Raw genomic sequence first — 23,119 nt, 5'->3', positions numbered from 1 at the left:
CCGGAAATGCGCCGCGAGCTGCCCACAGACGCCGAGGCCCGCGAAATCCTGTCGCGGCGACGCACTCGTCCGGCCCCCCGGCCGGCGCCCAGGGCCGGGAGAGCCCTGCAGGGGCTGATCAAGGAACTCGACGCGAAATTCGGACGCGGCGCGTCGGCGCTGGAGCCGCGCTGGACCGAGATCGTCGGCGAGCGGCTGGCCCGGGTGACTCGACCGCAGAAACTGAGCAAGGGCCGGGGCGGCGCGGGCGGCACGCTGGAACTGCGGGTGGCCGGGCCAGCGGCCTTGCTGGTGCAGCACCAGTCGGAGGAAATTCTGCAGAGGGTCAACCTGTTCCTCGGTCCGGGCAGCGTCGACAAGCTGAGCATCGCCCAAGGTCCGGTGAAGCCGCCGGCCGGACTGTCCAAACCGGGCCGCCCGCCGGCGGGCCCGCGTCCCCTGCCGGCGTATCAGGAAGCGGAACTGAAGGCGGGACTGGCCGACGCTCCCGATCCTCTGAAAGGACCGCTGGAGCGTCTCGGCCGCGCCGTCCTCGGCGATCCGCAGAAGGGCCGCGACCGCGCCGGAGACTGAAGGCCAGCTCGCCCGCCCCTCCCCCGCCGCGACACCGAGCAAAACCCCGCTTGACTTGTTTCGATGTTTAGCTAAATAACGAGGCATGAACAAGGTCTTCAAGGCGCTGGCCGACCCGACCCGCCGCAAGGTGCTGGAGCTGCTGCGCCAGACGCCAATGACCGCAGGCGAACTGAGCGAGCATTTCGCGGTCTCGAAGCCGACGATGTCGGCGCATTTCAACGTGCTGCGCGAGGCTGACCTGATCGACGCCCACAAACAGGGCACGACCATCACCTACCGGCTCAAGCTGTCGGTGCTCGAGGACGCGCTGCTGGGATTCAGCCAGGCCTTCGGCATCGGGGCCGGCGCACCCGCCCAACGGACAGACGCTTCCGGAAAGGACACCCCGTCATGACCAACCGCCTCATTCCGGCGATCGCCCTCGCCGCCTTCATCATCGGCGCCGCCCTGGCGCTCGGGTACGCCGAAAACGCCGGATGGATCGGCGACGACACGGCGAAGCGGATCATGCAGGTCCTGATCGGCCTGATGCTCGCCGCCTACGCCAACCTGATGCCCAAGCAATTGGATCGCCCGCGGGGGACGCCGCGGGCCGAGGCCGCCGCCCAATCCGTGCTGCGGGTCGGCGGTTGGTCCCTGATGCTGGCCAGCCTGATCTATGCAGGGCTTTGGGCGTTCGCGCCGCTGGACTTCGCCAACATCGCCTCGATGATCGTCCTGGGCGGGGCGACCGCCTTCATCGTCGGCTACTCCGCCTGGGCCTTCCTGACCTGCCGCCGCGACGGCGGCGCCTCGACCTGAGCGGTCAGGCGGTCCGCGGCGCAGCGGTCACGATCGCGCCTTGATCCCGAGGCTGGAATGGCGCCGGCGCCAGAGCCGCTGGCGCCGCCGATCTTCTTTGGCTAGATCGGCTGTTCAACGATAGACTGGCGCTGACCGGTCTGTCGCCCAGACCCGGGCGCGCGCATTTCGGGGAATCGCGCGATGCTCTCCACCCCCCGTGCAGTGAGGACGACTCCATGAGCGCCACCACCCGTTACGCCGCGATGAGCCGCCGCGCCGCGATGACCGCCGCCGCCCTGACCGCCATGGTCGCCCTGGCAGGCTGCAACAGCGGGGGCGCCGGCGCGGCCGCCGAAGGCGACATGGCCATGGGCGCGCCCGAGGGCGCCAAGGTGACGGTGGTCGAATACGCCTCGGTCACCTGCCCGCACTGCGCCGCCTGGCAGGACAACACCTGGGAGGCGTTCAAGACCGCCTATGTCGACACCAACAAGGTCCGCTACGTGTTCCGCGAACTGCCGACGCCGCCGGCCCCGGTCGCCGTGGCCGGCTTCGCCGTGGCGCGCTGTGCGGGAGAGGACCGGTATTTCCAGGTCGTCCACGAACTGATGTCCGACCAGCGCGCTTTCGTGAGCGACCCGCGCACCACGCTGATGCGGGTCGGCAACGGCGTCGGCCTGAGCGAGCAGGAGGTTCAGGCCTGCATCACCGACGAGGCCGCGCTGAAGGCGGCCGACGACCGGGCCCAGGCGGCGACCAAGGCCGGCGTCACCACCACGCCCGCCTTCTTCGTCAACGGAACCCAGGTGATCACGCCGGGCGGCGAAGGCCCGAGCATGGAAGACCTGTCCAAGGCGATCGAAGCCGAGCTGGCCAAGGGCTGATGGGGCGGTGAAGCGGCTCTCGCGGTTCCTGCTGACGCTGCTGATCGCGCTCGCCGCGCCCGCGCTGGCGCTCGCCCAGACGATCGAGTCGGTGCGGCCGGGTGACCGGACCGTGGGCTCGGCCGACGCGCCGGTGACGCTGACGGTCTATTTGTCGACCACCTGCCCCCATTGCGCCGACTGGCATACGCGGGATTTCCCCGCCTTCAAGGCGGCCTTTGTCGATACGGGCAAGGTGCGAGTGGCGTTCCGCGATCTGCCGACGCCGCCGCAGCAGGTCGCCGTCGCCGGCGCGGTGATGGCCCGCTGTGCGCCGGAAGAGACCTACGACGTCGTGCTGGACGCGCTGTTCCGCGGCCAGGCGCAGCTCCGCGCCCTTCCCGGGCCGCCGTCCCATGAGACGGTCCTGAACTGGTTGAGCGTCGCGGGCCAGGCGGGAGGCCTGACCCGCGAGCAGATGGTCGCCTGTTTCAGCAACGAATCCTCGTTTGCGGAAATCGAAAGCCGCGCCGAGCAGGCCTTCGCCGACGGGGTGAACACGACGCCGAGCTTCTTCCTCAACGGGGAACGGGTGTCCGAGGCCCTGCCGTCCTACTCGGTCAGGGCGTTCGAACCGCTGATCCAGCCGCTGCTCGACGGCCGGTGACCCGCTAGCAGGATGCAGTTCCAGCGCCTTCGGCTCGTCGGTTTCAAGTCCTTCGTCGATCCCGCCGAAGTGCATATCGAGCCGGGCCTGACCGGCGTCGTCGGGCCCAACGGCTGCGGCAAGTCCAATGTGCTGGAGAGCCTGCGCTGGGTCATGGGGGCCAACTCGGCCAAGGCCATGCGCGGCCAGGGCATGGACGACGTGATCTTCGCCGGGGCCGCCAACCGCCCGCCGCGCAGCCACGCCGAAGTCCAGCTGACCATCGACAATACGCAGCGCCGGGCGCCGCAGCCGTTCACCGACAGCGCCGTGATCGAGGTGTCGCGGCGCATCGACCGGGGCCAGGGCTCGACCTACCGCATCAACGGCAAGGAGGTGCGGGCCCGCGATGTGCAGCTGCTGTTCGCCGACGCATCGACCGGCGCCAACTCGCCGGCGCTGGTGCGGCAGGGGCAGATTTCCGAACTGATCGCCGCCAAGCCGCAGAATCGGCGGCGCATCCTCGAGGAGGCGGGCGGTGTCGCGGGGCTGCACACCCGGCGGCACGAGGCCGAGCTGAGGCTGAAGGCGGCCGAAACCAACCTGGAGCGGCTGGACGACATCGGCCGGGAGCTGGAAACGACGCTGACCCGGCTGAAGCGCGAGGCGCGGCAGGCGGAGAAATACAAGAAGATCTCGGCCGAGATCCGGGCGCTGCAGGCGGCGCTGCTGTTCGTGCGCTGGAACGACGCCCGGGTGGCGGCGGAGGCGGCGGCGCAGGAACTGGCCGAGGCGGACCGGGCGGTGCTGGAGGCGACGACGGCGTCAGGCCGGGCGCAGACGGCGTCGCTGAACGCCCGGGAGGCGCTGAAGCCGGCGCGCGAGGAGGATGCGGTGGCGGGGGCCCTGCTGCACCGCGCCTCGCTGGAGCGCGACCGGCTGGACATGGCCGAGCAGGCGGCGCGGGCCGAGGTCGAGCGGCTGACCGCCGAGGCGGCGCGGATCGCGGCGGATATCGAGCGCGAGACGGCGATGGCCGGGGACGCAGGTCAGGAGCTGGCCCGACTGGGCGCGGCGCTGGAGGCGCTGCAGGCGGAGATGGCGGCGGCGCCCGCGCGGGGACCTGAGCTGGAGGCGGCGCTGGCCGCGGCGGAAGAGGGGCGCAAGGCGGCGGACGGCGAGGTGGAGCGGGTCGCGGGCGCCGTCGCGGCGGTCGAGGCTCGCGTCTCGGCCGAGACCGCCCGCAAGCGGGACGCCGAGGCCCGGGTGGCGCGGGCGGAGGCCCAGCTGACGTCGACCAAGGCGGAACGCGAGGCGCTGGGGCCGTTGGAGACGCCGGAGATCGAGGCCGCGAAGGCGGCTCTGGATCAGGCGCAGCTGGAGCTGGCGACGGCGCGGGCGGCGGTCGAGGCGGCGGAGGCCGGGCGTGGCGACCGGGCCCGGGCGGAGCAGGAGGCGCGGCAGGCGGCGCGGGCGGCCGAGGACCGGCTGGGGCGACTGCAGACCGAGGCGCGGGGACTGGCGCAGCTGCTGGTGCAGGGCAAGCGGGAGCATCCGCCGGCGCTGGACCGGGTGCAGGCCGACAAGGGTTATGAGGCGGCGCTGGCCGCAGCCTTGGGCGACGATCTGGACGCGGCGCTGGACGCGCGGGCGGCGGCCTACTGGGCGGGGGCCGAGGCGCCCTCCCCCGTCTGGCCTGAGGGGGTGGAGCCGCTGGCGGACCATGTGTCGGCCCCGGATCAGCTCAAGGCGCGACTGGCGCTGTGCGGCGTGGCCACGCGCGGGGAGATCGAGGGGCTGACCAGGAGCCTGCCGGTCGGGGCGCGGCTGGTCACGCGCGAGGGCGACCTGTGGCGCTGGGACGGTTTTGTGCAGCGGGCCGAGGCGCCGCGTCCCGCCGCCGTTCGGCTGGCGCAGCGGACACGGCTGTCCGAGTTGGAGGCCGAGATCGACGAGGGCAAGCCGGCGCTGGAGGCGGCGCAGGCGGTGCAGAAGGCGGCGACGGAGGCGTTCCGCGCGGCCGAGGAAGCGGTGAAGACCGCGAGGGCCGAGCCCTTCGCTCTGGACAAGGCCGTGACGGCGGCGCGGGACCGGGTCGAGGCGCTGGGTCGGGAGCAGGCGCGCAAGGAGGCGCGGGCGCAGGCGCTGGACGAGACGCTGGGACGGCTGACGGCCGAAGTGGAGGCGGCGGAGGCGGCGCTGGCGGAGGCGCTGGGCGTCGAGGCGCCGTCGGAGACTCTGGAGGCGCTGCGCGCCGAGTTGACGGGCGCAAGGGCGGCGGCGGATGCGTCGCGGGGCGCGGCGGCGACGGCGCGGGTCGAGCGCGACGCCGAGGCGCGCGAGGTCGCGGGGCGACAGGCGCGGCTGGACGGTCTGACGCGGGAGCGCGACAGCTGGGCGGCGCGGGCGAAGGACGCAGCGGCGCGGATCGCGGCGCTGGAGAAGGATGCGGAGAAGACGGCGGCGCGGCTGAAGGCGGCGGCGGATGCGCCGGAGCAGCTGGCGGCGCAGCGCTCGTCCCTGCTGGATGCGCTGACGGCGGCCGAGACGCGGCGGAAGACGGCGGCGGACGCGCTGGCGCTGGCGGAGGGGCAGGCGGGCGAGGCGGACCGGACGGCGCGGGCGGCGGAGAGCGCGGCGTCTTCGGCGCGCGAAGCCCGGGCCGGACTGGCGGCGCGGGCCGAGGCCGCCGCCGAGAAGCTGGCCGAGACCGAGGCCAATTTGCGCGAGACGGCGCAGATGTCGCCGGAGGAGCTCGGGCAGAAGCTGACCGACGACGCCATCGCCCGGCCGCCGGACGCCGCCGGGGCCGAGAGCCTGCTGTACGGGCTGGAGCGCGAGCGCGAGGCGTTGGGTCCCGTGAACCTGCGGGCCGAGGATGAGGCGGGCGAATACGGCGACCGGCTGCAGACCATGAAGGTGGAGCGCTCGGACCTGACCCAGGCGATCGCCAAGCTGCGCGACGGCATCGACGAACTGAACGCCGAGGGCCGCGAGCGGCTGGTGGCGGCGTTCGACATCATCAACGACAACTTCAAGACCCTGTTCGAGGCGCTGTTCGGCGGCGGCCAGGCCGAGCTGAAGCTGGTCGAAAGCGACGATCCGCTGGAGGCGGGGCTGGAAATCTACGCCTGCCCGCCGGGCAAGCGGCTGTCGGTGATGAGCCTGATGTCCGGGGGCGAGCAGGCGCTGACGGCGGCGGCCCTGATCTTCGCGGTCTTCCTGGCCAATCCGGCGCCGGTCTGCGTGCTGGACGAGGTCGATGCGCCGCTGGACGACGCCAACGTCGACCGCTTCTGCCGCATGCTGGACGAGATGCGGAAGCGCACCGACACCCGCTTCATCGTCATCACCCACAACCCGGTGACCATGAGCCGCATGGACCGGCTGTACGGGGTCACCATGCCCGAGCGTGGGGTGAGCCAGCTGGTCAGCGTGGACCTGACCCAAGCCGAAGAGATCGTCGCCGCCTAACGGCCGCCGCTCGGCCTACTGAAATGAAAGCCCATGATGTGGAAGCCTTCGCGGAAGTAGAAGCGATGGGCCCGGTCGCGATGCACCGCGGAATGCAGGGTGGTGGTCGGGCAGCCGAGCGCGACCGCCTGGGCTTCGAACCACCGCAGAAGAGCCGCGCCGTAGCCGCGTGAACGGTGGGCTTCACTGGAAACGAGGTCCTCGATTTCCAGGCGGCGGCCGCAGTAGGTGGTCTCGAACACCCGCCAGAGGGCGATGGCGCGGACCTCGCCCTCGTCAACCAACTGGGCGAGCCGCGCGCCTTCTCCGATCATCCGCTCGATCTGGGCCGGGTAGTCGGCTTCCAGCAGGGGCCGCAGTTGACGGTGCAGGGCCTCGCCCTCGAGCAGCCGGGGCCGGCGATCAGCGGGATCGCCGACGGACTGCGCGTCGGACGTGCGGAAATCGATCCGGGTGAAACTGGGCATGCGGCCAAGCTGAGGCCGACGGGAGCGGGTTTCAACCCCGCCGCAGCACCTCGTGCCGGATGAACAGCCCGAAGATGGCAGGCCCCTCGATGACGTAGCGGCGGAACATGCGGCGGGGCTGACTGAGCAGCCGGTGGAGCCATTCCAGGGACAGCCGCTGGAACACCTCCGGCGCGCGCTGCTGGCGGCCGGTCAGGAAGTCGACCGAGGCGCCGACGCACAGGGCCACGCCGTGCTCGCGGCCGGCGGCTCGCAAAGCGTGGGCGAAGCGCTCCTGTTTCGGAAAGGAGACGCAGGCCAGAAGCACGTCCCAATCGGCGCGGGCGGCCGCGTCGACGGCCCCGATCCAGACCGCTGTCCCGGGGGTCAACCCCATAGGCGCCTCGATGAAGGTGAAGCGGCGATCCGGATAACGGGCCGCGAGATCGTCGAAGGCGGTCCGGTCGGGGCCGAACACGCCGATGGTCAGCCCCTCGGCCACAGGGGAGGCGAGCAGGTCGGCGGTCATGTCGGAGCCGGGATAGACGGAGAGCGCCTTGCCGCGCAGCTTGGCCAGATGGGCGAGGATGCGGCTGTCGCAGACCTTCAGGTCGGCGTCGCCATAGACGTCCGCCTCGACCCGACCGTCCATCAGCTTGATGACGTGATCGACGTTGGGGGTGACGACGTAAGCGTAGCCCTCTCCGCGCGCCATGCCGGCCACGCGGGCCAGCAGGGCCTGGCGGCTCCCGTCGGCGAAGTCGAGCGTCATGAACCGCGTCATGCGCGGAGTCTACTCGCCAGCCGGTCAACGGGCGGTTACGACTGGCGTATGAGAACGGCGATGCTTGCGGTCCTGCTCGGCCTGACGCTGGCGACGCCCGCCTGCGCGGAGCCCGCCCCGCCACGGGAGGGCCCACAACTGGTGCTCACGAGCGTCGGCCGCTTCGCGGTGCTGGCCGAGCTGTCGACGATCCGCCGCGAAGGCGACACGGCCCGGATGCGCTCTCTGCAGGTGGCCGAAGAAGACTTCACAGCCGGCGGGGAGGCTTACTGGGGCGGCTGGTCGTGGTGGGCCTTCGACTGCCGCACGGGCACGGCGGACCGGCTGGATTTCGCCTCGGTGCGACAAGGCGGTGCGGAAGGGCCCATCACGCCGGATGCCGCTCCGCCCTACCCCGCCGCTCGCGACCCCGACGCAGCCGCACTGCGGGCCATGGCCTGCGATCCGGCCTCGGCGGGCGAGGCGGACGCGGACAACCTCGCGGACGCCATCAGGGTCGGGCGGGCGGCGCTTCGGGCGGCGGAGTGAGCGCCAGCCGGTCCTTCGGCAGCGCCTCCGGACATTCGTCGCGCATGAAGGCGAGCATCTTCTCACGGATTTCACAGCGCAGGTCGAAGGCGACCGAGCCGTTGCGGGCGCTGGCCAGGCAGCGGACCTGGGCGACCCGGTCGGTGATGTCGGTGACCTGCAGGCTGACCACGTCGCCGTCCCACAGCGGGCTGTCGCGGCAGATGCGCTCCAGCTCGGCCCTCAGCCGGTCCATCGGCGCCTCGTAGTCGACATAGAGGAAGGCCGTGCCGATCAGCCGGGCGGTCTCGCGGGTCCAGTTCTGGAACGGCTTCTGGATGAAATACGTCAGCGGCAGGATCATCCGCCGCCAATCCCACAGCTTCACGACGACATAGGTCGAGGTGATTTCCTCGACCGTGCCCCATTCCCCCTCGACGATGACGGCGTCGTCGAGACGGATCGGCTGGTCGGTGGCGATCTGGACCCCCGCGATCATGTTCGTCAGCAGCGGCTGCAGGGCGAAGCCGGCGATGATGCCGACCACGCCGGCCGAGGCGAGCAGGCTCATGCCCCATTGGCGGACGGCCGAGATGGTCAGCAGCGCCAGACCCAGGGTGACGACGCCGATCAGCAGGGCCGCGACGCGCTGAAGGATGCGGGTCTGGGTGATGTGCTTTCGGGCGACCAGATTGTCTTCCGCCGCCATGTTGAAGCGGCGCAGATAGACCACCGCCCACATGTCCGACGCGCCGATCGCCATCCAGCCGAGCGTCAGGATGAACAGGAACAGCAGCGTCTGACGGATCGCCTCCGACGGGCCGGGATCGAGCGGCGAGACGGTGACCGCGAGCCCCATGGCCACGATCATGACTGCGATCCGGACTTTCAGGCGCGCCCGGCCGACGACCCCGCGCCAGAACACGTCGCGCTTGCGAACCGCCAGCTTGAGCAGGGCGAAGACGATCTGGTTGGCCGCCCAGCCGACGAAGACGAAACCCGTGACAATGACCGCCACAACCGCCCATTCAGGCAGCCAGTACAGCCGGCGCCAAAGGCGGAAGACCTCGTGGGTCAGGTCGGTGATGAATGCGGGCATCGGTCCCTGCGCAGGCGTGGGCGCCACCTGTCCGGAACGCCTGACGCGACGCAGGTTTGCATAACGCGAAATGACGGAGATAGTGCGGCCGGGGACTTGGGAGGGATTGTTCCATGAAAACAGTACTTAAGATTGCGATAGTCGGCGCCTTCGCTCTTACCGGGACAGCGGTGGTCGCCCAGGACGCGACCCTGGGCCTGGACGGTCCGATGCGGCAGGTGTTCGCCGCGCCGGCGGCCGTGGCCTATATGACGCCGCCCGTCGACGACGGGACGCTGAAGCGGACCTGGACCTGGCTGTTCCTCAAGGACGCCATTCCCGCGGGAGCGGACACCCTGGCGCTGGAGTGGGAGATCGACTGCGCCGCCCGTACCTCGCGGACGGTGCGGACCGTGCTCTATGCCGGCGCCACCCACGTCAAGACCGACGCGGGGGCGGCCGAGCGGACGGCCCCCGCCGCGGGCACCCCGGCGGCGATCACCCTGGACGCCGCCTGTGCGCCGCCGGAACGGGCCCGCACGACGCCCGTGACCAACGCCGCCGCGGCGCGGGCGGCCGCCAACGCGCTGTTCGCCGCGCCCGCGCCCGCAGGCCGGCGGTAGCTCAGGCGGGGCGGGCCGCCGCCTCGACCCGCTCGGCCAGCGAGCGGGTGGCGTCCGGAAGGGCCGTGGCGCGCGCGCCACGGCTCATCGCCTCGAGCCGGGCCGGGTCGCCGAGAATGCCGGCGAGGGCGAGCGTCAGGCGCTCGACGGTGACCGCGTCCTCGAGCATGACCTCGGCCCCGCCCGCGTCCGCGAGGCTGGCGGCGTTGAAACGCTGATGGTCGTCCATGGCGATCTTCAGCGGGATCAGGATCGATGGCAGGCCCGCCACGGCCAGTTCCGAGCAGGTCGAGGCCCCGGCCCGGCCGATGACCAGATGCGCGGCCGACAGCCGCTGGGCCATGTCGCGAAAGAAGGGGGCGACCTCGGCGTCGATGGCGGCGTCGAGGTAGATCTGGCGGGCGGCCTCCAGGGTTTCGGGCCGGGACTGCTGCTGGACCTTCAGACGCGCGCGGATCGCGTCCGGCAACGCGGCCAGGGCGCGGGGCGCGGTCTCGGACAGGATGCGCGCGCCCTGGCTGCCGCCGGTGACCAGCACGCGGATCGGCTCTCCGGGCGCGGGGGCCCTGAAGGGTCGGTCAAAAAGGACCTTGATGTCCGCCCGGACCGGATTTCCGACAAGAGTCACGCGGGCGCCGACGCCGTTCGGGACCTTCTGCAGGTTGGGGAAGGACGAGGCGACCGAGCCGACATAGGGGGCGAGCCAGCGGTTGGTACGCCCCAGCACCGCGTTCTGCTCGTGCAACAGGGTGGGCCGGCCCTGACTCAGGGCCGCCAGCAGGGCGGGCGCGGACGGATAGCCGCCGAAGCCGACCACCACGGCCGCGTCCAGCCGCTTCAGCGCCGCCCGCGCCTGCAGGACGCCGCGCACAATGGTCAGGCCGGCCTTCGCCATCCCGAGCGGGCCGCGGCCGGTGGCGGCGTCGAGGGCGATCCGTTCCTCGGCCGGAAAGGCGTGGGCGTACTGTTCGCCGCGATGGTCGGTGGCCAGCACGATGCGCCAGCCCCGCGCCTGCAACTCGCGCGAAAGCGCCTCGGCCGGGAACATGTGCCCGCCGGTGCCCCCGGCGGCGACGACGCAGACTCTGGTGGTCATGTTGGCTCTTGGATCGGGTCTAGGGCTGGTGAGCGAGAGGTGAGCAGGACACAGCGCGCCGCCTGCGACAGCGGCTCACCCCTTGCTCACTAGCACTAGCGCCCGGTCGGGCCACCCCCATCAAGGCAGGATGCGCCGCCGCTGCGGCAGGGTGGCGCCGGGCTCGTAGGCGCCGGGGCGGCGGCGGGTCAGGGCCAGGGCCAGGCCCATGGTCAGGCCCATGGCGAGCATCGACGAGCCGCCGTAGCTGATGAACGGCAGGGTCATGCCCTTGGTCGGGATGAGGTTGAGATTGACGGCGATGTTGATGCAGGCCTGCAGGCCCAGCAGCACGAACAGGCCGGCGGCGGCGGTCTGCTCATAGGGGTCGTTCAGCTTCATCGCCCGCTTCATGCCGCGGATGACGATGAAGGCGTAGAGGCCGATCATGCTCAGGGACAGCATCAGGCCGAACTCCTCGGCCCCGACGGAATAGATGAAGTCGGTATGCAGATCAGGCACGTGGCGCTTCATGACCCCCTCCCCAACCCCGCGGCCGACCAGGCCGCCGGCGCGGATGGCCTCGGAGGCGCGGTCGATCTGGTGGGTGTCGGTGCTCTCGGGCGAGAGGAAGCGACTCAGGCGGTCGCGCATGTGGCCGAAGGCGAAATACAGCGACACCAGCCCGGCCATGCCCGCGGCCGCGATCACCGCCACCCATTTCAGCGGCACCCCTGCCATGAAGAAGACGGCCATGAAGGTGGTGGTGACCAGCAGGGTCTGGCCGATGTCGGGCTGGATCAGCAGCAGGCCGACGGTCAGGGCCCAGAAGCCGAAGGCGATGCTGACGCCGGGCACCCCCTGTCCCTTCTGGGCCTCGGCGAACATCCAGGCGGCGAAGACGATCAGGCCGGGCTTGGCGAATTCCGACGGCTGCAGGCTGAAGGGCCCCAGGTTGATCCAGCGCGCGGCGCCCTTCACCTCGTCGCCGATGAACGGCAGGGCCATCATGGTGACGATGGCGCCGAGAAGGGCGAGGACGGCGATCCGGCGCACCCCCCGCGGCGACAGCAGCGAGGTGGTCAGCATGATGACCAGCCCCATCGAGGCCCAGACCATCATCCGCCACGAATAATGGAACGGGTCGGTGATCGACTGGTCCGCATTGATCGCCGCCGGGCTGGAGGCGAAGCTCAGCGCCACGCCCAGAGCCATCAGGGTCAGGGCCGCCGCCAGCAGGCCGCGGTCCACGGTCCAGAACCATTTGGCGATGGGGCTCTGGTCGTTGCGGGAGAAGGCGGGGCTGTAGGCTTCGGTCATAACGCGCCTGCGGGGGTTGCGCCGAGGGCGAGGACGGCGGCGCGGAAGGCCTCGCCGCGCGCCTCGAAGTCGGGATACTGGTCGAAGGAGGCGGCGGCGGGGGACAGCAGCACCACCTCGTCGCGGCCGGTGGCGGCGGCGGCCTGGGCGGCCTGACGCACGGCCGTGGCCATGTCGCCGCTGATGCGGTGTGGGGTGTCGCCGAGTCGGGCGGCGAACGGCCCGGCCGCCTCGCCGATCAGGAAGGCCTCGGCCACGCGTGGGAACAGGTCCTCGAGGTCGTCGATGCCGCCCGCCTTGGCCCGGCCGCCGGCGATCCAGAAGCTGCGGACGTAGGATGACAGGGCCTGCCGGGCGGCGTCGGCGTTGGTGGCCTTGGAATCGTTGATGAAGCGCACCCGGCCGAGCGTGCCGACATGCTCCATGCGATGGGCGAGGCCCGGGAAGGAGAGAAGGCCCTCGATGGCGGCGTCATGCGGCACGCCGACAGCGCGGGCGGCGGCGTAGGCGAAGGCGGCGTTCTGGGCGTTGTGGCGTCCCGGAAGCGAGCGGGCCGAAGAGAGGTCGATCTCATGGCCATCGACCGTCAGGCGCCCGGGTTCGGCAAGGATCCCGATTGCGAGTCCCGCCGTGGACACGGCCCGGGCGCGTCTCCCGAGCGCCAGCAGGACGCCCCGCCCCCACTCCTCATCGACCCCCACGAGCGCAACGCCATCGGCCCGCTGCGTCTGGAAGATGCGGGCCTTGGCCGCGACATAGCCCTCCATCCCTCCGTGCCGATCCAGATGGTCCGGGGTGACGTTGGTCAGGATCGCGACATCCGGAGCGAAGCGCGTCGCCAGGTCCAACTGGTAGCTCGACACCTCGATCACATAGACCGCCTCCGGCGTCGGGGCCGGGAGAGCCAGGACGCCGATGCCGATGTTGCCGCCGACATGGACGGTCATGCCGGCCTGCTTCAGCACCCAGCCGATCAGGGCGGTAGTGGTGGACTTGCCGTTGGTGCCGGTGATGGCGACGACCCGGGGCCGCTCGCCTTCAGGCAGGGAGGCGACGGCGCGGGCGAACAGTTCGATGTCGCCGATGATCTCGATGCCGGCTTCGCGCGCGCGGGCGACCGTCCAGTGCGGTTTGGGGTGGGTCAGGGGCGCCCCTGGCGACAGGACCAGCGCTGCGAAGCCGGACCAATCGGCGCTTGTCAGGTCCTCGACGGCGAAGCCCTCCGCTTCGGCCTGCATGCGGCTGGAGACGCTGTCGTCCCACAGCACCGGCAGGGCGCCGCCGGCCTTGAGGGCGCGCGCGGCCGTCAGTCCCGACCTGCCGAGGCCGAAGACCGCGATCCGCCGCCCTTCGAAGCCGGGGACCGGGATCATCTATCTGAGTTTCAAGGTGGCGAGGCCCGCGAGGGCCAGCATGGCCGAGACGATCCAGAAGCGGATCACCACCGTCGACTCCGGCCAGCCCATCTTCTCGAAATGGTGGTGGATCGGGGCCATCAGGAAGATGCGCTTCTTCGTGGCCTTGAAGTAGCCGACCTGGATCATGACGCTGAGCGCCTCGATGACGAACAGGCCGCCGACGATGCCGAGCACCAGCTCATGCTTGGTGGCCACGGCGATGGCGCCGAGCGCGCCGCCGAGGGCCAGCGAACCGGTGTCGCCCATGAAGATCTTGGCCGGCGGGGCGTTGTACCAGAGGAAGCCGACGCCGCCGCCGATGATGGCCGCGCAGAAGATGGCCAGCTCGCCCGAGCCCGGCACGTGGTGGACGCCGAGGTAGTCGGAGAAGATGAAGTTGCCGACCAGGTAGCTGATGATGCCGAAGGCCGCAGCCGCCATCATCACCGGCACGATGGCCAGTCCGTCGAGGCCGTCGGTCAGGTTCACCGCATTGGAGAAGCCGACGAGGGTGAAGGCCGCGAACAGGACGTAGAACCAGCCGACGTTCAGCAACACCGCCTTGAAGAACGGGAAGGCGATCGAGGTCTCCAGGTTCGGCGTGGTCGGCGAGGCTGTCATCCAGAGCACGGTGAGGACGCCGGCGATGACCGAGACAATCACCTGGGCGACCAGCTTCTGCTTCGAGGTCAGGCCGGCGGAGGTCTGCTTCGAGACCTTGGCGTAGTCGTCGATGAAGCCGAGCACGCCGAAGGCGGCGGTCACGAAGCTGACGATCCAGATGTAGGGGTTGGTCAGGTCGCCCCACAGGAGCACCGCCACGGCGATGCCGGCCAGGATCATCAGCCCGCCCATGGTCGGGGTGCCGACCTTGGACAGATGCGAGACCGGGCCGTCCGAACGGATCGGTTGGCCCTTGCCCTGCTTGACCCGCATCCAGGCGATGAAGCGGCTGCCCATGGCCACTGCGACGATCATGGCCGTGGCCATCGACAGCGCCACCCGCACGGTCTGGTACTGAACCAGGTTGAGCAGGGGGTAGTCCTGCGCGATGTCGGCGTAGTGGAGATAGAGCAGGTAGAACATGTTGCGTTCCCTATCGCTCCGCGCGCGGCGCGTCGCTGCTTGAGGGCGTTTCGAGGGCGGCCAGGGCGCGGGCGACGAGGGACGCCTTTGACCCGTTCGATCCCTTGACCATGACGATGTCGCCGGGCGCAACCAGTTCGGCGGCTTCAGCGGCGAGCTCGGCGGCGGTTGGGCGCCACAGGCCGCGGCGCTCCCGCGGAAGGGCGTCGTGGAGCCGCTTCATCTCGGGCCCGGCGGTGTGAACGAGATCGAGCCCGGCGGCCGCGATCGGGCCAGCCAGGCCCTCGTGCAGGGCCTGCGACTGATCCCCCAATTCGAGCATGTCGCTCAGGACCACGACGCGGCGTCCGCCGGCGCCGACCGGCTTTGCGCCGAGACTGCGGAAGCCGGCGGCCATCGACAGCGGATTGGCGTTGTAGCTCTCGTCGATCAGGGTGAAGGCCCCGCCCGGCGCCTTGATGATCGTGGTCTGGCCCCGGCCCGCCAGCGGCTCGAAGTCGGCGAGGGCCGCGAGTCCCGTCTCCAGCGGCACGTCCAGGGCGTCGAGCATCAGCAGAACGCAGAGGCTGTTCAGCCCCCAGTGGAAGCCCGACTGGCGCAGGGTAAAGTCCAGCGGTGTGCCGAACAGCTCGGCCCGGACCCGGGCGCCCTCAGGGCCCGGCTCGAAGTCCAGCAGCCGGGCGTCGTGCCCGGCCGCGGTTCCGAAGGTGGCCAGACGGGCGCCCGCCTTGCGAGCCGCGGCGTCCAGCACGACCGCGAAATCGACCTCACCGTTCAGAACCGCCACGCCGTCGGGCGCCAAGCCCTCGAAGATCGACGCCTTTTCGGTCGCGACCCCGGCCTCGCCATTGGCGAAAGCCTCGATGTGCACGGGGCCGACGGTGGTGACGCAGGCGGCGTGCGGCCGCACCATCCTCGACAGGGGCGCGATCTCGCCCGGTGCGCTCATGCCGATCTCGAACACCGCGCGGGCGGTGGAACGCGGCATTCGGGCGAGGGTCAGCGGCACGCCGATGTGGTTGTTGTAGCTCTTGATTGAAGCGTGGGCCGGGCCGGCGAGGTCAAGGCCGGCCTTGATCGCCTGGGTCACGCTGGTCTTGCCGACCGAGCCTGTCACGGCGCCGCGCCGGACGTGCGGAGCCCGCTCCCGCGAGAAGACGCCCATTGCCTCGAGCGCCTCCAGGGCATCGCCGGTGATCACCGCGGGACCATCGACCGCCCGCTCGACGAGGGCCCCGGCCGCGCCGTTGGCGAAGGCCATGCCGGCGAAGTCGTGGCCGTCGCGGGCGCCCTTCAGGGCCACGAACAGGTCTCCGGGGACGATTTCCCGGCTGTTGTAGGTGATGCCGGACGCGGCGAACGGGTGGCCGGACAGGCGGCCGCCTGTGGCCTGTTCGATTTCGGCGGAGGTCCAGAGGGGGGCGGTGTCAGGCATGGAGGCGCAGGGCTTCGGCGGCTTCGGTCGCGTCGTCGAAGGGATGGGTCACCCCGCCGACGATCTGTCCCTGCTCATGCCCTTTTCCGGCGATGACCACCACATCTCCGTCGCGCATCTGTTCGATGGCATGACGGATGGCGGCGCGCCGGTCGCCGATCTCCTGCGCGTCCGGGCAGCCCTGGCGGACGGCGCGACGAATGGCGGCCGGGTCCTCGGACCTGGGATTGTCGTCGGTGACGATGGCGAGGTCGGCAAGGCGGCCGGCGATCTCGCCCATCAGCGGACGCTTGGCGCGGTCGCGGTCGCCGCCGGCGCCGAAGACCACGATCAGCCGTCCGGCGGCGTGCGGGCGCAGCGCCTTGAGCACCGTCTCCAGCCCGTCGGGCGTGTGGGCGTAGTCGACATAGACCTCGCCGCGGCCGGCGCCCGGAATGCGCTGCAGGCGGCCCTGGGCGCCGGTGAGGGTTTCCAGTCCAGCCAGGACGCGTTCAGGCGTCTCGCCAGCGGCGATGCACAGGCCGGCGGCGACGAGAGCGTTGGAGGCCTGGAAGGCGCCGGCCAGCGGCAGCAGAACCTCATGCAGGGTCCCGCGCACGTCCAGCGCCAGCCGCTGGCCCTCCGGTACGGCCTGGCGGCCGACCAGGGTCAGGTCCCGGCCCCGCTCGCCGACGCCCATCACGCCAAGGCCCGACATGATCGAGGCCGCGGCGAAGCTGGAATAGGCGTCGGAGTCGGCGTTCAGCACGGCGGTCCGGCCGCGAGGCAGCAGGGTCTCGAACAGGCGCAGCTTGGCGGCGCGATAGGCCTCCATGTCGCCGTGGTAGTCGAGATGGTCCTGGGTCAGGTTGGTGAAGGCGGCGGCCTTCAGCGACACCCCGTCAAGCCGCCGCTGGTCGATGCCGTGCGACGAGGCTTCGAGCGCCAGATGAGTGACGCCGTCGGCGGCCAGCTCGGCCAGCAGGCGGGCGGCGTCGGCGGCGTCGGGGCTGGTCAGGCCGGGGCCGGTCAACGCCTGATTAACGTTACCCGTCTGTTTCAAAACCCCAAGCGTCCCCATGCTCGCGGCGGACAGGCCGAGTGAGGCCCAGATCTGGCGACAGAAGGCGGCCACCGAGGTCTTGCCGTTGGTGCCCGTGATGGCGACGCAGGTGGCGGGCTGGCGTCCATAGAAGCTGCGGGCGGCGATGGCGTAGGCGCGGCGCACGTCGCCGGAGGTGACCAGAACGGGGGCGAGGGCGGCCTCGGTGTCGGCGGGAGCCAACACCGCGGCTGCTCCCTGCGACAGGGCCTGGGGGATGAAGGCTCGGCCGTCGGCGGCGCTGCCCGGCAGGGCCACGAAGAGGCTGCCGGGCGCAACCTTGCGGCTGTCGGCGGTGACGCCGGTGATCACGGGGTCGGCCGGCACGTCGCGGCGCAGCAGGTCCGACAGCTTCATGGCCGTGGGCTGGACGGCGCTCACCGGCCGTCCCCCTCGACGTCCTCAAAGGCGGGAATTCGCTCGCCAAGGGCGGTGCGATATTGGTCCGCGCGGCGCTCGACACCGAGGAAGGGCGCGATGCGGTCGGCGATCCGGCCCACCGCCGGTGCGGCCACGAAGCCGCCCGTACGCGGGTAGGTTCCCGGCTCGTCGATCAGGATCAGGATCGAGTAGCGCCGGGCGTTGACCGGCCCGTCAGCGGGGAAGACGGCGGCGAAGGTGCCGACCGCATGGGTCGGGTCGTAGCGGCCGTTGACCAGCTTGTTGGCCGAGCCAGTCTTGCCGCCGACGCGCAGGCCCGGCGCTTCCGCCCGTCCGCCGGAGCCGCGCACGACGTTTCGGCGCAGCAGGTCGAGCAGGGTCAGCGAGGTCTGCGGGCTGACCACCTGGCGGACCTGGGCGTCGGGCCGTCCGCCCTTGCGCAGCGTCAGCGGAATGAAGCGGCCGCCGTTGGTCAGGGCGCCCATGGCGGCGGACATCTGCAGCGGGGTGATCATGATGCCGTAGCCGAACGACAACGAGGCGAGCGTCGAGTCATCCCACTTCGTCGGGCGGCGGGGGCGCGCCGACTCGTGCAGCTCGATGGGGGCGGCGTCGAGCAGGCCGAAACGCCTGAAATAGTCCCGCATCGTCGCGGGGCCCATTTCGACGGCCAGTCGGGACGTGCCGATATTCGAGGAGTGCAGATAGACCTCTTCCAGCGTCAGGACCTGGTTGGTGGCGTGGAAGTCGGTGATGCGGCGGTTGCCGATCATGAAGGCCTGCGACGCGTCGAACAGGGTGTTCATGTCGGCGCGGCCGGTGTCGAGGCCGGCGGCGACGGTGAAGGTCTTGAACACCGAGCCCATTTCGTAGTGGGCCGAGGTGGCGCGGTTGAGCCGGTCGGTGGTCGGCCAACTGGCCATGCCGAGGATTTCGCCGGTCTGGACGTCGGCGATGATGCCGACTGCGCCCTTGGCCTGGGTCTCCGCCACGGCGCGGGCCAACTCGTTCTCAAGCACGCCCTGGACGCGGAGATCGATCGACAGGGGGAAGCTCTCGCCGCGCGCGCCGGCGTCGCGGATTTCCTGATTGAAGGCCAGTTCCGCGCCGGTGATGCCCTGGCCCCCGGTATCGGTGACGCCCAGCACGTGGGTGGCCGACGCGCCCAGAGGATAGACGCGGCGATCCTCCGGTTCGAAGCTCACCCCGCCGAGGGCGAGGGCGTGCACGGCCGCCCGTTCGCCGGGGGTCAGACCGGGCATGACGATCAGCCGCCGGTCGCCCGACAGCACACGGTTCAGCTTGGCCATCGAGACGCGCGGCAGCACCCGCTTGATCCGTTCGGCGGCGGCGCCGCGATCCCAGACTTCGGCCGGATCGATGTAGAGGCCGTAGTGGACGATGTTGGTGGCCAGCAGGGCTCCGTTGCGGTCGACGACATCGGCGCGGGACACGGCGTTCGGATGGCCGATCGAGCCGACGCCACCTTTCGGCGCCAGCAGGGCGGCGTTGGCCGCGCCGAGGGCCAGGCAGACGAAGACGGCCGAGAACAGCGACAGGATGACGAAGATGCGGACCCGGGTGTCCTCTTCCGGACGGGCGTCGGCGCGGGCGCGGCCGAACGAGTGTTCGATCCGCCACATGGCCTCGGACAGCCAGCGCCACGACGGCAGCGAAACGCCGCCGCCCGAACGGCCGGGCGCGGGGCGCTGCCACGCGTGCGGATCGTCGTGCACGCTCATTGCGCGACCTCCGCGGCGGGCGCGGCGGGCGTTTGTGCGGCCGGCGGGGCGGCGGGAGGCGTGGGAGCAACGATGACGGCGGGCGACGGCTCGGGGATCGGCGCGAGTTCGGGCAGGCTGGCCTCGCTCGCCTGGCGGCGAACATCGACGGGGCCGAGACCGGCCATGCGCGACAGGGCCTCCAGCCGGCCGGGCTGCTCCAGCCGGGCGGCCTCGGCGCGCAGCAGGCGAACCCGCTGTCCGTTTTCGGTTATCTGGCGTTCCAGCCGGGCGATGCGGGCGCTCTCGCTCGCCGCCGCGGCCTTGGCCAGATAGACGGAGAAGATCATCGCCCCGACCAGCATCAGGCCGATGATCTCGACCCAGCGCACGCCGCGGACCTTCCAGTCGAAGACGCGCTTGAGGGTCCCGAGCGCCCTCATGCTGCAATCCTTCCCCAGGCGGGAGCGTCGGTGCGGATGGCCGCGCGCAGCCGGGCCGAACGGGCGCGAGGGTTGGCGGCCCGCTCATCCTCGCCGGCCTCGCGCGCCCCTTTGAAGCGCAGGGTGAAGCTGGGCTTGCGCGGATCGATGGCCACCGGCGCGTGGCGCGAGCCGCCCGGGGCGTTACCGGTGCGCTCGGTCAGGAACGCCTTGACAATGCGGTCCTCGAGCGAATGGAACGTGACCACGGCCAGCCGGCCGCCGGGCGCCAGCGTCGCCTCGGCCGCCTCCAGACCGGCGCGCAGCTCGCCCAGTTCGTCGTTGACGGCGATGCGCAGGGCCTGGAACACGCGAGTGGCGGGATGGATGGGCGCGCCGCGTCGGCCGCCCAGAGCCTTTTCGACGACCTCGGCCAGGTCGAGCGTGCGGGTGAACGGCTTCTCGGCGCGGCGGCGCAGGATGGCGGTGGCGACGCGGCCCGACTGACGCTCGTCGCCATAGAGTTTGAAGATGTGGGCCAGCGGGCCGTGGTCCCAGCCGTTGACGATGTCGGCGGCGGTCTCGCCCCCATGATCAGAATTGGCCGACATGCGCATGTCCAGCGGCCCGTCGCGCATGAAGGAGAAGCCGCGCTCGGCCTGGTCCAGCTGCATCGACGAGACGCCGATGTCGAACACCACGCCGTCAAGCCTGGGGTGGCCGCTGTCGGCGAAGGCCTCGGACAGGCCCGAGAACGGCGTGCGGATCAGCTGGAACCGGCCGGGGAAGTCGTTGGCGACGGCGTCGGCGTGGGGCTGGACGGTGGGATCGCGGTCCAGGGCGATGACGGTCGCGCCGGTGGCGAGGATGGCGCGGGCGTAGCCGCCGGCGCCGAAGGTGGCGTCGATGATCACGTCGCCGGCTTGCGGCTCCAGAGCCTCGAGCACCTCGGCCAGCAGGACGGGGGCGTGGGGCGAGCTCATGCGCCCTCCCCGCCCGGTCGGCGCCCGGCCAGCAGGGCCTTGCGCCCGGCCTCGCCGCGCTCGCGCACCGCCTGACGGGCCAGCGCCCGGCGCTCGTCACGCCGCGCGCTCCAGCGGGCGCGGTCCCAGATCTGGAAGCGCGAACCGAGGCCGACGATGACCACGTCCTCGCCCAGACCGGCGTCCTGGCACAGATGTTCGGGCAGGGTGATGCGGCCGCCGCCGTCATAGGCCAGCGGGCGCTGGCCGGCGTAGAAGGTCTCTTCCAGCGCCGTGCGCACGTCGTCGCCGAACGGCAGTTCCTCGATCATCGAGACGTATTCGGCCATCAGCTTGTCGCCGCCGGCCTCGAGGCAGTCGGACTCGATCGAGAAGAAGCAGAAGACGCCGTGCTCCGCGCCGTTGTCGGCCGTGCGGAACTCCTGCGGGATCAGCAGACGGCGCTTGCCGTCCAGTTGTTTCTCATAGGTCGAGAGAAACACGCCCTGCCCCAACTCGGACCCTTCGATCCGCCCCTCTGCGTCATGGGCGCATCCCCGCGCCCGCCAACCCCAACTCAGATGTATGGGATAGCATGGGATGAAATGGGTCTCAATGGGATTAGTTGACGGAAGTTAACCTCGACCGTAACAGCGAACCCTGTAGAAATCAGAACATACACAGAACATAGAAAGTATAGACAGGCTGTGGATGAATGTTGCGCCGCAAAAGGTTAACGGCGCGCTCAGGCAGCGAGCGCCCGCGGCGCGAGCGGAAGGCCGCCAAAAGAGAAAGGGTCAGACGGCCTGTAAGCCGGGTTCTGTTCCGCCCCGAAAGGCGGCGACGATCATTCCTCTGGACCGGCCATTGCTGGACGGTTCTCGCGACCTACCCGGACGCCTCGGGCGGTGAACCCTGCGGCCGAAACCGCGCGACGTCCCTATTCGGTCTTGCTCCAGGCGGGGCTTGCCATGCCGTCCCTGTTGCCAGGCACGCGGTGGGCTCTTACCCCACCCTTTCACCCTTACCGGCCTCGCGAGGCCGGAGGTTTGCTTTCTGTGGCGCTATCCCTCGGGTCGCCCCGGGCGGAGGTTATCCGCCGCCATTTCACCGTGGAGCCCGGACTTTCCTCGACGGAGCAAGCTCCGCCGCGACCGCCCGGCCGTCTGACGGGGCCTAGGTGGGCGTTCCGGGCGGCGGCGTCAATGTCGCCGGGTCGGCCGGGGCGTAGCCGTGGATCCAGAACGTGCCGGCCTCGTCCTCCCGGAAGGGGATGCGGAGGCGGATCAGCAAATCGCGGAAGGCATTCGTGCAATCGATCCATTCGTCGTCGATCAGCCCGCCCACGACCTTGCGGTAGCGGGGCAGGACCCTCAGACATTCGATGGCGAAGAAAGGTTCGAGCTCGCTCCACGCGCCCCAGTGGTTCACGGCATCGAGGTTCCAGGGCGCCTCCCGCTCTCCGATGACCGGCTGAAGCTGAAAAGGCGGCGGGAACGGCAGTTCGGCGTAGACGCCGTCGACGAGGGCCCGCCAGCGCGTCGTGTTCATGAAGGAGGCGAGGCCGCGGCTTTCGATCTCGGCCAGGACCGCCGCCTTGAACCGGGGCTCCTCGACCTCGCGCCAGCGCTTCTGACGCGCCTCGCGATCCGCCTGGCGCCTTGCGGCCCAATCCGCCCGGGTCAGCTGCTTGCCGGTCATTGCAGGACGCCGGTGACGCTCTCCGCCGTCGCCAGTTGGAGCACGCCCATCAGGGTGGCGCGCGTTTCCCCGTCGGCGATCCCGTCCACCTGCGCGGGCCGCCAGTGGCGCTGGAAGGCCTCGACGGTCAATCGCGTCGCCTCGTCGTAGTCGCCGCCCGGCTGAAGACCGTAGCCCAGCCTGTGCAGACCGGCGCGCAGGACGATGACGCCGAGGCCCTCGTCGCCGACGGCCAGAGGGGCTCCAAGCGCGGAAATTCGCTCCGCCGCAGGCTCGAACCACAGGCCGTGGCCGACCGAGGCCAATCGCTTCCACGGGAAGCGCTCCCCGGGGTCCTGCTTGCGCTCCGGGGCGAGGTCGGAGTGGCCGACGATACGGGCGTCGGGGATGGTCCAGCGGGTGCGGATGTCGCTGACCAGGCTGATGACGGCGTCGATCTGCGCGTCGGGAAAGTCGCGGTAGCCGAATTCGTGGCCCGGGTTGACGATCTCGATGCCGATCGAGGCGGCGTTGCAGTCGGTCTCGCCCTGCCAGGCGCCGCGGCCGGCGTGCCAGGCGCGATGCTCCTCGGCGACCAGCCTCAGGATCGACCCATCCTCGTCGACGACATAGTGGGCCGAGACCTTCGCCTCCGCGTCCTGCAACCGCGCGACGGCTTCATCGGCGCTGCGCATGCCAGTGTAGTGCAGCACCAGCATGTCGGGCGGGGCCCGCCGCTTGTCGAAATTAGGCGACGGCGCGTCCCGGACGACCAGCAT

General features: G+C 70.9%; 23 protein-coding genes and 1 other RNA gene. 8 read left to right on the top strand and 16 right to left on the bottom strand.

Annotation, left to right across the window (positions count from 1 at the left end; genetic code table 11):
* Positions 1 to 6: 6 nt before the first annotated feature.
* The 6 genes from VEA98_RS05030 (at position 7) to smc (ending at position 6,342) form a co-directional block, all read left to right on the top strand.
* Positions 7 to 573, top strand: a complete 567-nt coding sequence (locus VEA98_RS05030; protein ID WP_324811384.1) for a DUF721 domain-containing protein — start codon at positions 7 to 9, stop codon at positions 571 to 573.
* 85 nt (positions 574 to 658) lie between these two features.
* Positions 659 to 970 (top strand): autorepressor SdpR family transcription factor, encoded by a 312-nt coding sequence (locus tag VEA98_RS05025; protein ID WP_324811383.1) that lies wholly within the window; start codon positions 659 to 661, stop codon positions 968 to 970.
* A complete protein-coding gene (locus VEA98_RS05020) occupies positions 967 to 1,377 on the top strand; it encodes a hypothetical protein (RefSeq protein WP_324811382.1) in 411 nt (136 codons plus the stop codon). Before VEA98_RS05025 ends, VEA98_RS05020 begins: the two co-directional genes overlap by 4 nt.
* Before the next feature lie 218 nt (positions 1,378 to 1,595).
* Entirely contained in the window at positions 1,596 to 2,243 is a 648-nt protein-coding gene (locus VEA98_RS05015; protein ID WP_324811381.1) for a thioredoxin domain-containing protein, read from the top strand.
* Positions 2,244 to 2,250: 7 nt separating this feature from the next.
* Positions 2,251 to 2,889 (top strand): thioredoxin domain-containing protein, encoded by a 639-nt coding sequence (locus VEA98_RS05010; protein WP_324811380.1) that lies wholly within the window; start codon positions 2,251 to 2,253, stop codon positions 2,887 to 2,889.
* Between the two features lie 12 nt (positions 2,890 to 2,901).
* Positions 2,902 to 6,342 (top strand): chromosome segregation protein SMC, encoded by a 3,441-nt coding sequence (gene smc / locus VEA98_RS05005; protein WP_324811379.1) that lies wholly within the window; start codon positions 2,902 to 2,904, stop codon positions 6,340 to 6,342.
* Here the strand turns inward: smc and VEA98_RS05000 are convergent.
* Positions 6,339 to 6,809 (bottom strand): GNAT family N-acetyltransferase, encoded by a 471-nt coding sequence (locus tag VEA98_RS05000; RefSeq protein ID WP_324811378.1) that lies wholly within the window; start codon positions 6,807 to 6,809, stop codon positions 6,339 to 6,341. The genes smc and VEA98_RS05000 overlap by 4 nt on opposite strands.
* A 31-nt stretch (positions 6,810 to 6,840) precedes the next feature.
* Complete coding sequence (locus tag VEA98_RS04995) at positions 6,841 to 7,572, bottom strand: WecB/TagA/CpsF family glycosyltransferase (protein WP_324811377.1); 732 nt, start codon at positions 7,570 to 7,572, stop codon at positions 6,841 to 6,843.
* Between the two features lie 60 nt (positions 7,573 to 7,632).
* Between VEA98_RS04995 and VEA98_RS04990 the strand changes: the two genes are divergently transcribed.
* Entirely contained in the window at positions 7,633 to 8,100 is a 468-nt protein-coding gene (locus VEA98_RS04990; RefSeq protein WP_324811376.1) for a hypothetical protein, read from the top strand.
* On the opposite strand, the gene VEA98_RS04985 is transcribed toward VEA98_RS04990, so the two are convergent.
* Positions 8,063 to 9,178 (bottom strand): mechanosensitive ion channel family protein, encoded by a 1,116-nt coding sequence (locus tag VEA98_RS04985; RefSeq protein ID WP_324811375.1) that lies wholly within the window; start codon positions 9,176 to 9,178, stop codon positions 8,063 to 8,065. The two genes, VEA98_RS04990 and VEA98_RS04985, sit on opposite strands and share 38 nt — an antisense overlap.
* 113 nt (positions 9,179 to 9,291) lie before the next feature.
* On the opposite strand from VEA98_RS04985, the gene VEA98_RS04980 reads away from it, so the two are divergent.
* A complete protein-coding gene (locus tag VEA98_RS04980) occupies positions 9,292 to 9,780 on the top strand; it encodes a hypothetical protein (RefSeq protein WP_324811374.1) in 489 nt (162 codons plus the stop codon).
* A gap of 1 nt (position 9,781) precedes the next feature.
* Here VEA98_RS04980 and murG read toward each other — a convergent pair whose 3' ends face one another.
* The 13 genes from murG to VEA98_RS04915 form a co-directional block, all read right to left on the bottom strand.
* Entirely contained in the window at positions 9,782 to 10,876 is a 1,095-nt protein-coding gene (gene murG, locus VEA98_RS04975; protein WP_324811373.1) for an undecaprenyldiphospho-muramoylpentapeptide beta-N-acetylglucosaminyltransferase, read from the bottom strand.
* A gap of 120 nt (positions 10,877 to 10,996) precedes the next feature.
* Positions 10,997 to 12,175 carry a putative lipid II flippase FtsW gene (ftsW, locus tag VEA98_RS04970; RefSeq protein ID WP_324811372.1) on the bottom strand — a complete coding sequence of 393 codons (1,179 nt, stop codon included), beginning with the start codon at positions 12,173 to 12,175 and terminating at the stop codon, positions 10,997 to 10,999.
* Positions 12,172 to 13,548, bottom strand: a complete 1,377-nt coding sequence (gene murD, locus VEA98_RS04965; RefSeq protein WP_324811371.1) for a UDP-N-acetylmuramoyl-L-alanine--D-glutamate ligase — start codon at positions 13,546 to 13,548, stop codon at positions 12,172 to 12,174. Before murD ends, ftsW begins: the two co-directional genes overlap by 4 nt.
* Positions 13,549 to 14,658 carry a phospho-N-acetylmuramoyl-pentapeptide-transferase gene (mraY, locus tag VEA98_RS04960; RefSeq protein WP_324811370.1) on the bottom strand — a complete coding sequence of 370 codons (1,110 nt, stop codon included), beginning with the start codon at positions 14,656 to 14,658 and terminating at the stop codon, positions 13,549 to 13,551.
* A gap of 10 nt (positions 14,659 to 14,668) precedes the next feature.
* Positions 14,669 to 16,093, bottom strand: a complete 1,425-nt coding sequence (locus VEA98_RS04955) for a UDP-N-acetylmuramoyl-tripeptide--D-alanyl-D-alanine ligase (RefSeq protein WP_324811369.1) — start codon at positions 16,091 to 16,093, stop codon at positions 14,669 to 14,671.
* Positions 16,086 to 17,531: a UDP-N-acetylmuramoyl-L-alanyl-D-glutamate--2,6-diaminopimelate ligase gene (locus tag VEA98_RS04950; protein ID WP_324811470.1), complete on the bottom strand. Its 1,446-nt coding sequence runs from the start codon at positions 17,529 to 17,531 to the stop codon at positions 16,086 to 16,088. The genes VEA98_RS04955 and VEA98_RS04950 overlap by 8 nt, the downstream gene beginning before the upstream one ends.
* A gap of 20 nt (positions 17,532 to 17,551) precedes the next feature.
* A complete protein-coding gene (locus VEA98_RS04945) occupies positions 17,552 to 19,297 on the bottom strand; it encodes a penicillin-binding protein 2 (protein WP_324811368.1) in 1,746 nt (581 codons plus the stop codon).
* Positions 19,294 to 19,719, bottom strand: coding sequence for a cell division protein FtsL (ftsL, locus tag VEA98_RS04940; RefSeq protein WP_324811367.1), 426 nt, complete (start codon positions 19,717 to 19,719; stop codon positions 19,294 to 19,296). The genes VEA98_RS04945 and ftsL overlap by 4 nt, the downstream gene beginning before the upstream one ends.
* Entirely contained in the window at positions 19,716 to 20,681 is a 966-nt protein-coding gene (gene rsmH, locus VEA98_RS04935; protein ID WP_324811366.1) for a 16S rRNA (cytosine(1402)-N(4))-methyltransferase RsmH, read from the bottom strand. The genes ftsL and rsmH overlap by 4 nt, the downstream gene beginning before the upstream one ends.
* Positions 20,678 to 21,163 carry a division/cell wall cluster transcriptional repressor MraZ gene (locus VEA98_RS04930; protein WP_324811365.1) on the bottom strand — a complete coding sequence of 162 codons (486 nt, stop codon included), beginning with the start codon at positions 21,161 to 21,163 and terminating at the stop codon, positions 20,678 to 20,680. The genes rsmH and VEA98_RS04930 overlap by 4 nt, the downstream gene beginning before the upstream one ends.
* Before the next feature lie 290 nt (positions 21,164 to 21,453).
* Positions 21,454 to 21,830, bottom strand: an RNA gene (gene rnpB / locus VEA98_RS04925) — RNase P RNA component class A.
* A gap of 6 nt (positions 21,831 to 21,836) precedes the next feature.
* On the bottom strand, positions 21,837 to 22,361 hold the full coding sequence (locus VEA98_RS04920; protein WP_324811364.1) for a DUF6678 family protein: 525 nt from the start codon (positions 22,359 to 22,361) through the stop codon (positions 21,837 to 21,839).
* On the bottom strand, positions 22,358 to 23,119 hold the full coding sequence (locus tag VEA98_RS04915) for an N-acetylmuramoyl-L-alanine amidase (protein WP_324811363.1): 762 nt from the start codon (positions 23,117 to 23,119) through the stop codon (positions 22,358 to 22,360). The genes VEA98_RS04920 and VEA98_RS04915 overlap by 4 nt, the downstream gene beginning before the upstream one ends.

Source organism: Brevundimonas sp. (assembly GCF_035627055.1).
Classification (GTDB): domain Bacteria; phylum Pseudomonadota; class Alphaproteobacteria; order Caulobacterales; family Caulobacteraceae; genus Brevundimonas.
The sequence above is the reverse complement of the archived record's forward strand: the minus strand, read 5'-3'. Positions and strand labels throughout refer to the sequence as shown.

Coding starts and splice junctions, on each gene's coding strand:
- VEA98_RS05025 (WP_324811383.1), top strand. CDS start 659: ATGAACAAGGTCTTCAAGGCGCTGGCCGACCCGACCCGCCGCAAGGTG.
- VEA98_RS04945 (WP_324811368.1), bottom strand. CDS start 19,297: ATGAGCGTGCACGACGATCCGCACGCGTGGCAGCGCCCCGCGCCCGGC.
- VEA98_RS04950 (WP_324811470.1), bottom strand. CDS start 17,531: ATGAAGCTGTCGGACCTGCTGCGCCGCGACGTGCCGGCCGACCCCGTG.
- VEA98_RS04920 (WP_324811364.1), bottom strand. CDS start 22,361: ATGACCGGCAAGCAGCTGACCCGGGCGGATTGGGCCGCAAGGCGCCAG.
- VEA98_RS05000 (WP_324811378.1), bottom strand. CDS start 6,809: ATGCCCAGTTTCACCCGGATCGATTTCCGCACGTCCGACGCGCAGTCC.
- VEA98_RS04915 (WP_324811363.1), bottom strand. CDS start 23,119: ATGCTGGTCGTCCGGGACGCGCCGTCGCCTAATTTCGACAAGCGGCGG.
- murG (WP_324811373.1), bottom strand. CDS start 10,876: ATGACCACCAGAGTCTGCGTCGTCGCCGCCGGGGGCACCGGCGGGCAC.
- murD (WP_324811371.1), bottom strand. CDS start 13,548: ATGATCCCGGTCCCCGGCTTCGAAGGGCGGCGGATCGCGGTCTTCGGC.
- rsmH (WP_324811366.1), bottom strand. CDS start 20,681: ATGAGCTCGCCCCACGCCCCCGTCCTGCTGGCCGAGGTGCTCGAGGCT.
- ftsW (WP_324811372.1), bottom strand. CDS start 12,175: ATGACCGAAGCCTACAGCCCCGCCTTCTCCCGCAACGACCAGAGCCCC.
- smc (WP_324811379.1), top strand. CDS start 2,902: ATGCAGTTCCAGCGCCTTCGGCTCGTCGGTTTCAAGTCCTTCGTCGAT.
- VEA98_RS04980 (WP_324811374.1), top strand. CDS start 9,292: ATGAAAACAGTACTTAAGATTGCGATAGTCGGCGCCTTCGCTCTTACC.
- VEA98_RS04990 (WP_324811376.1), top strand. CDS start 7,633: ATGCTTGCGGTCCTGCTCGGCCTGACGCTGGCGACGCCCGCCTGCGCG.
- VEA98_RS05015 (WP_324811381.1), top strand. CDS start 1,596: ATGAGCGCCACCACCCGTTACGCCGCGATGAGCCGCCGCGCCGCGATG.
- VEA98_RS04985 (WP_324811375.1), bottom strand. CDS start 9,178: ATGCCCGCATTCATCACCGACCTGACCCACGAGGTCTTCCGCCTTTGG.
- VEA98_RS04995 (WP_324811377.1), bottom strand. CDS start 7,572: ATGACGCGGTTCATGACGCTCGACTTCGCCGACGGGAGCCGCCAGGCC.
- VEA98_RS04955 (WP_324811369.1), bottom strand. CDS start 16,093: ATGCCTGACACCGCCCCCCTCTGGACCTCCGCCGAAATCGAACAGGCC.
- VEA98_RS05020 (WP_324811382.1), top strand. CDS start 967: ATGACCAACCGCCTCATTCCGGCGATCGCCCTCGCCGCCTTCATCATC.
- VEA98_RS05030 (WP_324811384.1), top strand. CDS start 7: ATGCGCCGCGAGCTGCCCACAGACGCCGAGGCCCGCGAAATCCTGTCG.
- mraY (WP_324811370.1), bottom strand. CDS start 14,658: ATGTTCTACCTGCTCTATCTCCACTACGCCGACATCGCGCAGGACTAC.
- ftsL (WP_324811367.1), bottom strand. CDS start 19,719: ATGAGGGCGCTCGGGACCCTCAAGCGCGTCTTCGACTGGAAGGTCCGC.